The following is a 13,878-nucleotide window of genomic DNA, read 5'->3' as shown; positions in this document are numbered from 1 at the left end:
TAAAAAACATAAATATGCATAAGTCAATCATATACCTTCTACTTTTTATCATGGCACGTAGCTATGGGCAAGAGTTGAATTTACCTGTTTTTACACAATATCTAGCCGATAATAATTTTGTTGTTTCACCAACATATGCAGGTATAGGCGATAATTTAAAGATAAGAGCTAACGGTTTAACACAATGGGTGGGTATTAAAGATGCGCCCGATAATCAATCGGTTTATGCTGATTTTAGAATAGCAAATCGATCTGGTGTTGGTTTATCCTTTTACAATGATAAAAATGGAAACACCATTCAAACGGGTGCTAAATTTTCTTTTGCCCATCATCTTACTTTAGATTACTATTCTAAGCAGTATTTGTCATTTGGGATTTCATATAACATTAATAATTTCAGAATAGATGTTAATAATTTCCAAAGTTATAATGAAAATACCGGTGTCCCAATACCTTCAAATATAACTGATGACAGGCGTACTACAAACAACAATTTTGATGTAGGTGTGCTGTATAGAAACAAAGGCTTCTTTGCCAGTTTCAATGCCAACAACATCCTTGAAAAAAATATTGATGAAGATATTCGTGTTTCAGAACCAAGCATGCTTTTAAACTACCAAATATATTCTGGTTACACATTTAAAGGTCCTAAAAAAAGCGGATTGGAATTTGAACCGTCTATATATTATCAAATGTTCAGTAGCGATAGGCGCTCTAGTACCGACGTGAATTTTAAGTTCAGAAAGTACAATAGAGATGAAGATTATTACTGGGCAGGCATATCATACCGTTACTTAAACGACCAATTTTTTAAGCCTTTAAATATTGGCCCCATGGCTGGATTTAAAAAGAATATTTTCTATTTTGGATATGCCTATCAAGTTACCATGAACGAGCTCTCAGGTTTTAATTCCGGAACCCATGTTATTACCATTGGGTTGGAGTTTTTACAAGGTATTAGCAATTGTCCATGTACCCAAGATCCTGTACATTATTAGTGGTAATGTAATGCTTGTATATTAATATGCTAAATGTCAATCAACTTTGTTGTAGTGGAAGTTCTAAAACAGTTTTAGAATCTAAATTTAATATGTAATAGCATGTGCAAGTTTTGTTGCAAGTCCATCCACCTTTGTTGAAAACCTTTTAAATTTGGGTTAAAGTTATTTTTAAGTGTTTTTTGAAGAAAAATTTTATTCATCCTCTTGGTATTTAAAACACATAGGAACATTGATTCAGTTGGTTTCTTATTTGTATTGTTCAATTTTTTAATTTTACTTGAAATAAATAAGTGTATAAATAACATTTATAAAAATACACTTGGTTATGTTGTTTTTTTAAGTTAACTATGTAAATTAAATGGGTCTGTTAGTTACAATTAAATGGGCAGCCCTAAAATTCCTTCAAAAGTACTAAAGCTTATTAAGAATAGTATAAGTTGAGATAGAGAGGCAAATTATTGATTTTAATTCAACAACTTTGAATACTAATTGCGAACCACATCAGCTTACATTAAAAGAGTACAAAAAAACATTTGACTCTTTATATACCTTGTTGTGTTTATTCGCTAATAAATATCTAAACGATATTGAAGCATCAAAAGACATTGTTCAAATAGTTTTTATTAAAATTTGGGAAGATAGTATTGAGTTTCGTAGCGAGGAAAACATTAAATCATATTTGTACACTTCGGTAAAAAATAAATCGCTAGATTATATTAAGAGTAAACGCGTTAAATCGACCGAAAAACTGTCTTCCTTAAAAATTCCAGACATTGAAACAGAGCCTTTTTATTTAAGGGAGGTTGTGATTTTAGAAACCCACAGTGCTATTGAAAAGGCTATAAAAACATTACCTAAAAAGTGCGCGCAAATTATAAGGTTAAGCATTAATAATTTTACAAACCCCGAAATAGCTACCGAATTGGGCATTTCAATAAATACCGTTAAAGCTCAAAAAAAAATAGCGTATAAAAAGCTAAGGTCTATTTTAAAAGATTACTTCATTCTTATAGCTTTCGTTTTTGATTTAGCTGATTAGTGCTTGTTTTTTATTATAAATAAATTTTTTTTTAACTTTTTTTTAACCCTATCTTAACATTCTGTCGTCTTAAGGTTAAATAAGCATATTTTTAAGTTAATTAACCATACATCCCATGTCTGTTTTTAATAAAATCATTATACTATCTAAAAAACTTGCTTCTTCGTTATTGAAGGACGAGAAACCTACAGATTTAGAAGCTTCCGATATTTTTAATGATGCTGATAAGGCGTATATATTGAAGAACCTTACCGAGGAAACTTTAATAAAAGAGCGTCTTAACCTAGCAAATCAAATTAAAAAAAAGGAAGATTGGAAAAAAGTAAAAAGTAATCTTACAAAACCATCAGTACGATTTTTATATTGGAAATATACTGCTGCCGCAGCCGTAATAGGATTATTAGCATCTACTTATTTTTTTAGAGGAACACTTTTTAACAACTCTAATGAGTGCATGCCAATAATAGTAAATAATAATATAAAGACAGGCACAGATAAGGCTACCTTAACTTTAGAAGACGGTACCATTATAGCATTGGAAAAAGGGAATGATTATGAAGCTGTTAACTTTAAAAGCAATGGCGAAAAAATTATATATAATTCAAAAAACAATTCTAAAAAACTAACATACAATTATATAACCATTCCAAGAGGCGGTCAGTTTATTGTTGAATTATCGGACGGCACAAAAGTATGGTTAAACTCAGAAACCCAACTTAAATATCCGGTGTCTTTTATTAAAGGAGAAACTCGAAATGTGGAACTTGTTTATGGAGAGGCTTATTTTGATGTATCACCCAGTGTGAAGCATAACGGATCAAAATTTAAAGTAATAAACCAAAACCAAGAGGTTGAGGTCATAGGAACAGAGTTCAATATTAAAGCCTATTCAGACGAAACTAATATTTACACCACTTTAGTTGAAGGTAAGGTAGAGTTAGACTTTAAAGGAAAAAAACAAAAATTGAGTCCAACCCAACAGTCAAATTTTAATTTGAACACGAATGCCTTATTGGTAGTAAATGTAGATGTGTACAATGAAGTTTCATGGAGACAAGGTGTTTTTAGTTTTGAGAACAAACCATTAAAAGAGATTATGAAGGTATTATCTAGATGGTATAATATGGATGTAATATTTAATAATGAAAAAATAGAAAACGAAGCCTTTACTGGAGTTTTGGGTAAAGACCAAAATATAGAAGATATTTTAGCTACCATTAAAAACTTTGGAATTATCAATAATTATGAAATAAAGAACAAAACAATAACATTGAAATAAAAAAAGGGAGCGAAGTTTTGACATTTAGCGGTATCTAACTTCGTCCCTCCTAACTAAATTAATTAAACTAATGTCTAACTAATCTTAATGCTAAATTATGAAAATTAACTTAATTGAGGCCCGTTCTCTTACTCGAAAACGGCTACTACTATTTATTATGAGAACATTCTTCTTCTTATTGTGTACAACCGTATTCAGTTTCACTGCTGAAAACACATTTTCTCAAGAAAAGGTGGTCATTGATCAAGACCAAACGGTTACCGTAGACAAGGTGTTCAAAATAATAAAAGAACAAACAAATTATCGTTTTATTTACCCAAGTAATTTGTTTAAAAATGCTCCAAAAATTCAGTTAACAAAAGGAGAGATTGAAATTCAAAAATTACTAAACCAAAGCCTTTCAGGAAGCAACCTGAATTTTAAATTATCTAAAAACAATACTATTGTAATTAAAGAAAACACTGTTGACCCTGTTGATGAAACTCAACAAGGCATTCAAATATCTGGTACTGTTGTAGACAGTTCTGGTTTTCCTTTACCTGGGGCAAATATTATTGAAAAGGGCACTAAAAATGGCGCTCAGTCTAATTTTGATGGTAACTTTTCTTTAAAAGTTGCAAGTAAAAATGCCATTTTAGTAGTTTCCTACTTAGGTTATTTAACCAGAGAAGTTGCCTTAGGGGGTCAAACAAAAATCGATATTGTACTACGTGAAAACGCTTCAGCTTTAGATGAGGTTGTTGTAGTGGGTTATGGTACGCAACGAAAATCAGATTTAACAGGTTCTGTGAGTGTTGTTGATGTAGACGAAGCTAAAAAAATAGTAACAAATGATGTTGCAAAAATGCTTCAGGGTCAAGTTCCAGGAGTAACCGTGCAGTCGGGTGGAGAACCTGGGGGGTTTGTAAATATTAAAATTAGAGGTATTTCTTCCTTTTCAAACAACAATCCGCTTTTTGTTGTAGATGGAATGATTGTAGACAGTCCATACGATTTTGCTACTGGAGATATAGAATCTATGCAAGTATTAAAAGACGCATCGGCAGCCGCAATTTATGGTGTTAGAGGTGCAAATGGTGTTATAATAATTACTACCAAAAAGGGTAAAACCGGCAGTGTTAGTGTTAACTATAAAAGTGTTTATGGTTTCCAATCGGTTGGAAATACCATTTCTGTAACAGACAGAGCTGGTTATATTGATATAACAAATGCTGCTTATATAAATTCTGGGCAAACAATTTTACCTGCCAACGATGTTACAAATCCAGCTTATTCTAAATATCAAAATTATGATACAGATTGGCAAAAGGCTGCATTTAAAACGGGGACTATTGAAAATCACTCTGTATCATTTTCGGGAGGTGCAGAAAGTCTTAATTATAATTTAAATGTAGATTATTTTAAGAATAGCAGCTATATGGATGTGCCTCAAGATTACGAACGTTATTCTACAACTTTAAATCTAGGTGGTACAAAAGGTAAATTTACCTACGGTTCTAAATTGGGTTATACCAGTTCTAACAAAGGAAACTTTAATGAATACAACACAGGTGAGTCTTCTATTATTTATTTATTACAAGCTATTCCAACAATGCCTGTATACGATCCAAACAGATTGGGTGGTTATGGTGGTGCAGATAATGTAGACCAAAGAGCTATTACCTTAAATGTTATTGGTTACAACAATTTGTTAGAAAACACTAATAAACGAAATAGATTTATTGGAAATATTTGGGGCGAATTAGAAATTTTAAAAGGATTAAAATATAAATTAAGAGCTAGTGCTGATGTTTTAGACTTTAATGATAGGTTATTTATTCCACCAAGCGACTTAGGGTGGTATTATATTACTACCAACGACGAAGCTTCTTTAGATGTAACAAGCGGAAATAGCACAAGAACTATTTTAGATAATTTATTAACCTATAACCTAGAAATTAATAAACATAAAATAGATTTATTGGCAGGTATGGTTCAAGAAAAAACCACTTTTAACAGACATTTTTCTAGAGGAGTTGGTTTTGATGATAATGCAATTAGTCAATTAAATTATGCCTATGATTCTAGAGCTGAGGAGTATGAAAGTACGGTAACTGGAAAATCCTATTTAAGCAGACTTAACTATAGCTATGATGATAGATATTTATTAACGGCCAATTTTAGACAAGACAAAACATCATTATTCGATGAAATGAATAACACGGGTAATTATTACTCATTCTCTGGAGCCTGGAAAGTACATAACGAGAGGTTTATAAATCTTCCAGATTGGTTAAACACCATGAAAATCAGAGGGGGTTACGGTGTGTTAGGTAATAATACTGTGGGGCCATATGCATATACAGCTACTGTAAATCCTTTTGCTAATTATGTGTTTGGAAATGAGTTAGCGCCTGGTACAACGGTTGTTTCAGCAAAAGATCCAGGTTTAAAATGGGAAGATACCGAAACTACAAATGTTGCTATCGAGTTAGGAATGTTTGATAACAAACTTCAATTTTCTGCAGAATACTATAAAAAAACATCATCTGATATTTTAGCAAATGTGCCGCTTCCATTATCATCTGGAACTATTGATAACTGGACGGTTGCCGTAGTAAAAAATGCAGCAGATGTTCAAAATATAGGTTTTGAGTTTGCTTTATCCTATGATAATAGCGATCATGAGTTTAAATATAATATTGCTGCGAACTTAGGGACTTTAAAAAATGAAGTGCTAAGAATTGGTGAAAATGATTTACCAATCCCTGGTGTTAATTCTAGAACAGAAGTAGGCAGATCTATTGGTGAATTGTATGCTTACGAAACCGATGGGCTGTTTAATAGTGCAGAAGAGGTCGCAGCACACGCACTACAACCAGGAGCGCAACCAGGCGATGTTCGATTTGTAGACCAGTTAACAATAGATACAGATGGTGATGGAATTCCAGACCAGGCAGATGGCATGATTTCAGATGAAGATAGAACTTTTCAAGGCACTACAATCCCTAAAATAAGTTATGGTTTAAATTTTAGCGCCAGCTATAAAGATTTTGATTTTTCTATGTTTTGGCAAGGAAATGCAGGAAACAAAATATATAACGGCACCTATAATTCTTTAATGATTGGTGGTTTATTAAATCATCATACAGATATGTTAAACTATTGGACTCCTACAAATACAAACACGAATATTCCTCGTCCAGATCAATTAGAATCTAATGTAAACGCAAGAGGATCAGATAGATTTATTGAAAGTGGCGATTACATTAAACTACAAAATTTACAAGTAGGATATAATGTACCTATGGAAAATGTTAAAGTAATAGAAAAATTAAGAGTGTATTTGGCTGGTCAGAATCTACTAGTTCTTAGTGGATATAAAGGATATGATCCAGATTTTATAAGTGATGGATTATTCTCAAGAGGTTTTGAATTTGGTTCATTCCCAAATCCAAGAACATTTTCAATTGGAGTAGACGTTAAATTTTAATATTTAAAAAAATATCATGAAAAATATAATAAAATATAATTATTTAGGAATGTTCACCCTAATACTGCTTACGTTGTCGAGCTGTGTAAAAGATGATGAATTAATTCAAGTAGACCCTAATTTAAACACAGAAGGATCATTTTGGAAAACAGATGAGGACTTCTTAAAAGGCACAAATGCCATTTATGGAAGTATGCATATTGATGGCACCTATATGCGTAGCACGCCTTTAATGCTTGACTTAAAAGGAGATGAAGCAAGAAGTAATAGTCCATGGGTTGCAATGGCAAATGTAGGTCGCTTTAACTCTAGTTTAGCAGATGATGCTATATATGGTTGGGCATATAGAGATTTTTACCAGGGTATTTTTAGAGCAAATCAAGTTTTTCAATATGCTGAAGGTGTAGAATTTGAAGATTCAGAATTGAAAAATAGAGTACTAGGTCAAGCACATTTTTTACGGGGCTTATACCTTTTTCATTTAGTTAATTTCTTTAAAAATGTTCCGGTACCGCTTGATAATTCAACTTTAATTCACGAGCAAAAAACAGAAGCCGAAGGCTGGGTTCAAATAATTGACGATATGAAAACAGCAGCAGATTTGTTACCATTAAACTATAACAATGTTTCTGGATTAGATCAAGGTGATGTTGGTAGAGCTACAAAAGGCGCTGCTTTGGCTTATTTAGGAAAAGCATATTTGTTTACCAAAGATTTTCCAAATGCAAGAGATACCTTTAAAAAGGTTATTGATTTAAATGTATATTCATTAGTTGCAAATTACCGAGACAACTTTACTGTTGATAACGAAAACAATTCAGAATCTATATTTGAAATACAATTTAGCAGAGATGCAGGTGGGGTAGATTTAAGTTGGGGTTCTAACCCTACACCAGGATGGGGACAAACATCTGCAAGAGCTATTACTTACGGGCCTCGTGCTTTTGGTTGGACAGACGTACAACCTACATTTGCCTTGTATAACGATTTCCTTATAGAAAAAACAGTTACCAATGAAGTAGATCCAAGGTTAGATGCCACAATGTTTTATAATAAACCAGGAGGCATGATGCTTTACGGACAAGATTTCGCAACGGTTTATGGAGCAAATGCTAATGATTTAAATGATTTGTTTTGTAGAAAATACCAAAATTCTGATGGAACACAACCCGATGAGTTCGATTGGCGTTCTGGTATTAACGAGCGTATTATGCGTTATGCAGATGTTTTATTAATGTATGCTGAAGCATTAAACGAAACAGGAGCTACATCTCAGGCATATACTTATATTCAAGAAGTAAGAGACCGTGTTAATTTACCAGATTTAGCGGTAACTAAACCAAATATGTCAAAGGAACAAATGCGTGAGCAGATCGCTCATGAAAGAATGTTAGAATTTGCTCTTGAAGGCCACCGATTTGATGATATCAGAAGATGGGGGTGGTTACAAGATCAAACTAAATTAGAGTGGTTAAAATCAAGAGATGCAGAGTTTAATACATATGCTTCAGGTAGAGAATATTTTCCAATTCCTCAGTCCGAAATGGATAATAATCCATTGGTTAATGATCAAAATGATGGTTATTAGTTTGTCTTTTTGAGTTAGTTTTTATTCATATGGCAAGCTAACAGCTTGCCATATGTAATTAAAAATTAAGTTTATAATATAGTACATTATTTTAAAAACAACTTAATTCTTTGATATCAAGAATTTTTTTGATTTATTTGTAAGTGTATAAAAAACACTTATTAAAATTAAAGAAGAAGATAACACAATCAATAAAATAAAAAAGTATGGTTACAAATATGGTAAAAATCAAATCGGTCATTTTAAGTTTATCTGTAATAGCGTGTATTACTAGCAGTAGTGTTTTTGCTCAAGAAAATACCACAATAGTTTCTATTAAAATAGACCAAGAGGCTCCTATAATTAGCAAACATATTTATGGCCATTTTGCAGAACATTTGGGACGCTGTATTTATGATGGTATTTATGTGGGAGAGGATAGTAAAATTCCAAATACAAATGGAGTAAGAAACGATATTATCGATGCTTTAAAGGAATTAAAAATACCAAATTTACGTTGGCCTGGTGGTTGTTTTGCAGATACCTATCATTGGAAAGATGGAATTGGACCTAAAGAAAACAGACCATCTATGGTAAACAGATGGTGGGGCGGTGTAACTGAAGACAATAGCTTTGGTACGCACGATTTCTTGAACCTTTGTGAAGTGTTAGAAACGGAACCGTATTTGGCTGCCAATGTTGGCAGTAGCACAGTACAAGAATTTACAGAATATATAGAATATGTAAGCCATAAAGGAGGAAGTCCGATGGCAGAACTTAGAAAAGAAAATGGTCGAGATAAACCGTGGAATGTTTCTTTTTGGGGTGTTGGTAATGAAATGTGGGGATGCGGCGGTAATATGACTCCAGAGTACTATGCTAATTTATATAGACAGTACGCCACATTTATGACCGATTGGACTAACAGTGACAAAATGTTTAGAATAGCTTCAGGAGCCAATGTTGCCGATTACCATTGGACAGAAGTTTTAATGCGCGATATTCCAAAAAATTTAATTGAAGGTGTTGCGCTTCATTCCTATTCATTTGTAACATGGAATGACAAGGGGTCTTCAACTAAGTTTGATGAAGCTCAATATTTTTCAACCATGCAAACAGCACTTAAAATGGAAGAATTGGTTACCAAGCATTCGGATATTATGGATAAATATGATCCAAAAAACAAAATAGCCCTTATTGTTGATGAATGGGGCGGTTGGTATGATGTTGAAGAGGGAACAAATCCAGGTTTCTTATATCAGCAAAACACCATGCGTGATGCTATGATAGCAGGTACTACATTAAATATTTTTAATAACCATAGTGCTAGAGTAAAAATGGCAAATTTAGCACAAACAGTAAATGTTTTACAGGCAGTAATTTTAACTGAAGGTGAAAAAATGCTATTAACGCCAACATATCATGTTATGAAAATGTACACAGCGCATCACGACGCTAAGTTATTACCGTTAACATTTGAATCACCTTTATATACATTTAATAGCGAGTTACTTCCTGCAATTTCGGCTTCGGCTTCTACAGATAAAGACGGATTGGTTCATATCTCATTGGTAAATATTGATTCAAAAAAAGAAAATAAAATAGAAATTGACATTACAAAGTTAGGAGTTAAAAACTTCTCTGGAACCATTTTAACTTCGTCAAAATTACAAGACCATAACACCTTTGATACCCCTAATAAAATTAAGCCTGCTGTTTTTAAAACTTTTGAAAATAAAAAAGGAAAACTAGAAATAACAATTCCACCATTTTCAGTTGTGATGATGGAAGGTAAATAAAGATAAAAATGAAAAATCTTAAAATAGGAACTAAGTTGGCAACCTTGTTGTTGGTGTATATTGTAGCTAGTTGTTCTAAAGATGATGGAATGGATCAACCAAAAGCAGGAACTGTACTAAGTAAAGACTGTTCTGGTACGACTCAAATCATTACATATGCAGATGGAAAGGGTGGCTCTACTACAAGTAATATTGAAAACTCGGTGGAGTGTGGATATGAACAACCAGTTGCCTTTAATGGCCCAACATACCCCGATAATTACACACCCATAGGCTCTTGGAATTCACGCTCGCAATGGAATTTAGCCAATGTACACGATCCAACAGTTGAGAAAAGTGGTGACTATTATTACATGTATCAAACAGATGCCTCTTATGGAAATGCTCACGAGGGTCATGGTCATTTTCATCATAGACGCTCTAAAGACTTGATTAATTGGGAATATTTAGGAAGTTCTATGACTTCAGCTCCTGCTTGGGTTAAAGATTCTTTAAATAATAAAAGAGCTCGAATGAATCCTGCTTTACCACCTATTGAAAATCCAAGTTATGGTTATTGGGCACCCTATGTAAAGAAAGTAGGGAATATCTATAGAATGTATTACAGCATTGTAGTTACAGACCCTATAGTTGGTACAAATTCTAATACCTCTTGGACAGAACGTGCATTTATAGGGTTAGCAGAATCTACCGATTTAGCTTCAAATATTTGGGTAGATAAAGGTATGGTGGTATGTTCCGTGGCCGATGGTCTAGAAACGTATACCAGAACAAGTGGTAATGATTGGAGTGGCTATTTTAAATATAATGCCATAGACCCAACTATGATTGTAACAAAAGAAGGCGAGCAGTATTTAATTTATGGATCTTGGCATTCTGGAATTGCCGCTTTGAAGCTTAATCCCGATACGGGAAAACCAGATAAATTAAATGTTTTAGAAGACTATGGAGTTACCATAGCAAAAAGAGGTAATAGTAGATGGCAAGCAAGTGAGGGCCCTGAAATAATTTATAACCCAGAAACAGATTATTATTACTTATTTTTAGCTTATGATGAATTATCGGTGGCTTACAACACAAGAGTAGCTAGATCAAGAAATATTACTGGACCTTATTTAGGGATTAATGGCGCCAATGTTTCAGCAGGGTCAGAATGTTTCCCAATGCTAACACACCCTTATGCCTTCAAAAATCATACAGGTTGGGTTGGGTTTTCGCATTGTTCGGTTTTTCAAAATCCAGACACAAAAAAATGGTTTTATGCTTCTCAAGCACGTTTACCAGAAAATGTTCCAGGTATAAATGTATCCAATGCAGTTATGATGGGACATGTTCGTGAAATTCAATGGACTGAAGATGGCTGGCCTGTAGTGGCGCCAGAGCGCTATGCAGGGGTGCCTTCAACAGAGATTACTGAAGCTTCTTTTGTTGGAACTTGGGAGCATATTGAAATGAAGTACCAGTATAAAACCATTCAAAGTGCATCAACTATATATTTAACAACCGATAAAAAAGTAAGTGGCAGTATAACAGGAACTTGGTCGTACGATAGTGCTAATAAAACATTAACCATTAACGGAGTTAAATGTAAGATAAATGATGCTTGGGACTGGGAGGCTTCAACCAGAAAAGTAACTATAACCTATTCTGGGCTTACAGCAGGAGGTTTGCCTTTTTGGGGGAAGAAAATATAATATTTATTAAACTAAATTAAATTGAAAAATTCATTTTTAATCATTCTTTTAGCATTATTAGCTATATCGTGCAAATCTTCTAAACAGGCTGAAACTCCATTATCAAAGGCTGAAGAAATAGTTTCAAAATTTAACAACCCAATTATAACCGATAAATACACAGCTGATGCTGCTGCTATTGTTTATAACAATAAAGTGTATTTATATGCAGGTCACGATCAAGCACCAGATGACGTTAATAGCTACAGAATGCACGAATGGTTGGTGTATTCGTCTTCAGATATGATTCACTGGAAAGAACATCCAGTACCACTAAAACCAACCGATTTTAAATGGGCTTCTGGTAGCGCTTGGGCTTCACAAGTTATTGAAAAAGACGGAAAATTTTATTGGTACGTAACCGTTGAGCACGGAAGCATTCATGGAAAAGCAATAGGTGTTGCAGTTTCAGATAGTCCAACAGGGCCATTTACAGATGCTTTAGGAAAAGCTTTAATTACTAATGATATGACCAATCAAACTAAAATTAGTTGGGATGATATCGATCCAACTGTGTGGATTGATAATGATGGTCAAGCTTATCTGTTTTGGGGTAATACCGTGTGCAAATATGCTAAGTTAAAAGACAACATGGTAGAATTAGATGGCCCCATAATGACCGTTGATTTACCATATTTTACCGAAGCACCATGGATTCATAAAAAAGGTGATTGGTATTATTTATCATATGCTTTTCAATTTCCAGAAAAAATTGCTTACGCCATGAGCAAATCAATAAAAGGGCCATGGGAGTTTAAAGGTATTTTAAACGAAGTTGCAGGAAATAGTAATACCAACCATCAAGCTATTATAGAGTTTAAAGGGAAAGATTATTTTATTTACCATAACGGAAGCATTCCAACCCATGGTGGAAGTTTTAGACGTTCGGTTTGTGTAGATCGACTTTATTATAACGAAGATGGCACAATGAAAAGGGTTGTTATGACATCAGAAGGCATTCAAAAATAAATTTATGGGAATATTTAAAAAATTAAGCATTGTAGCATTTATTTTAGTTGAATCGATAGTATACGCTCAAGACATTCGTGTTCACGATCCGGTTGCCATTAAACATGGCAGTACTTATTATTTATATTGCACAGGCAGAGGTATAAGTAGTTTTAGTTCAACCGATTTAAAAACATGGAAACCAGAGCCCGCCATTTTTCCTGAAAAACCAATTTGGGCAGATGCTGTTGTACCTGATTTTAAAAACCACATTTGGGCACCAGATATTTCATTTCATAATAATACGTATTATTTATATTATTCAGTTTCTGCATTTGCTAAAAACACATCAGCAATAGGTTTAACCACTAACAAAACATTAAACCCTAATGATGAAAACTATAAGTGGGAAGATCAGGGTATTGTAATTCAATCGGTGCCAAACCGAGATTTATGGAATGCCATAGACCCGAATTTAATTTTTGACGAAAATAACACACCGTGGCTATCTTTTGGTTCTTTCTGGGACGGACTTAAAATGGTAAAGCTATCAGAAGATTTAAAAACACTTGCAGAACCTCAAGAATGGCATACCATAGCACGAAGAGAACGTAGTTTTGATTTGGAAGATTCAGACCCTGGTGATGCTGCTCTAGAAGCGCCTTTTATTTTTAAAAAAGGCGAATGGTTTTACCAGTTCCTTTCTTGGGATTTATGTTGCAGAGGCGAAAATAGCACGTATAAAGTGGTTGTAGGTCGTTCAAAATCAGCTACAGGACCTTATCTTGATAAAAACGGAATCGCCTTAAATAACGGTGGTGGCACGCTAATTATAGAAGGAAATAAAAACTGGTATGGCGCAGGACATAACAGCACCTATACGTTTGATGGAAAAGATTATATTATTTTTCATGCGTATGATGCGAATGATAACGGTTCGCCAAAACTTAAAATTTCAGAACTTTCTTGGGATACTGAAGGTTGGCCAAGTTTAAAAGATAATGTACTCGATTAGGATGCGATATATAGTTGTTTGTTTA

At 33.6% G+C, this 13,878-nt stretch carries 9 protein-coding genes; all 9 read left to right on the top strand.

The window, feature by feature from the left end; genetic code table 11:
- Window positions 1–14: 14 nt before the first annotated feature.
- The 9 genes from ACGK9U_RS01325 to ACGK9U_RS01285 all read left to right on the top strand — a co-directional run bounded on the left by ACGK9U_RS01325 (window position 15) and on the right by ACGK9U_RS01285 (window position 13,853).
- On the top strand, window positions 15–998 hold the full coding sequence (locus ACGK9U_RS01325; protein WP_394464553.1) for a type IX secretion system membrane protein PorP/SprF: 984 nt from the start codon (window positions 15–17) through the stop codon (window positions 996–998).
- A gap of 481 nt (window positions 999–1,479) precedes the next feature.
- Window positions 1,480–2,040: an RNA polymerase sigma-70 factor gene (locus ACGK9U_RS01320; protein ID WP_394464552.1), complete on the top strand. Its 561-nt coding sequence runs from the start codon at window positions 1,480–1,482 to the stop codon at window positions 2,038–2,040.
- A gap of 115 nt (window positions 2,041–2,155) precedes the next feature.
- Window positions 2,156–3,319: a FecR family protein gene (locus ACGK9U_RS01315; RefSeq protein WP_394464551.1), complete on the top strand. Its 1,164-nt coding sequence runs from the start codon at window positions 2,156–2,158 to the stop codon at window positions 3,317–3,319.
- A gap of 157 nt (window positions 3,320–3,476) precedes the next feature.
- Window positions 3,477–6,791, top strand: a complete 3,315-nt coding sequence (locus ACGK9U_RS01310; protein WP_394464550.1) for a SusC/RagA family TonB-linked outer membrane protein — start codon at window positions 3,477–3,479, stop codon at window positions 6,789–6,791.
- Between the two features lie 16 nt (window positions 6,792–6,807).
- Entirely contained in the window at window positions 6,808–8,379 is a 1,572-nt protein-coding gene (locus tag ACGK9U_RS01305) for a RagB/SusD family nutrient uptake outer membrane protein (protein WP_394464549.1), read from the top strand.
- Between the two features lie 206 nt (window positions 8,380–8,585).
- Complete coding sequence (locus tag ACGK9U_RS01300) at window positions 8,586–10,157, top strand: alpha-N-arabinofuranosidase (RefSeq protein WP_394464548.1); 1,572 nt, start codon at window positions 8,586–8,588, stop codon at window positions 10,155–10,157.
- A gap of 8 nt (window positions 10,158–10,165) precedes the next feature.
- Complete coding sequence (locus ACGK9U_RS01295; protein ID WP_394464547.1) at window positions 10,166–11,851, top strand: arabinan endo-1,5-alpha-L-arabinosidase; 1,686 nt, start codon at window positions 10,166–10,168, stop codon at window positions 11,849–11,851.
- Between the two features lie 21 nt (window positions 11,852–11,872).
- The gene (locus ACGK9U_RS01290) at window positions 11,873–12,859 is read left to right on the top strand and encodes a glycoside hydrolase family 43 protein (RefSeq protein WP_394464546.1); all 987 of its coding nucleotides are present in this window, start codon (window positions 11,873–11,875) and stop codon (window positions 12,857–12,859) included.
- 4 nt (window positions 12,860–12,863) lie between these two features.
- A complete protein-coding gene (locus ACGK9U_RS01285) occupies window positions 12,864–13,853 on the top strand; it encodes an arabinan endo-1,5-alpha-L-arabinosidase (protein WP_394464545.1) in 990 nt (329 codons plus the stop codon).
- Window positions 13,854–13,878 lie beyond the last annotated feature (25 nt).

The organism is Mariniflexile sp. HNIBRBA6329, assembly GCF_043558645.1.
Lineage (GTDB): Bacteria > Bacteroidota > Bacteroidia > Flavobacteriales > Flavobacteriaceae > Mariniflexile.
Note: the sequence above shows the minus strand (reverse complement) of the source record. Positions and strands in the feature narration are given on the sequence as shown.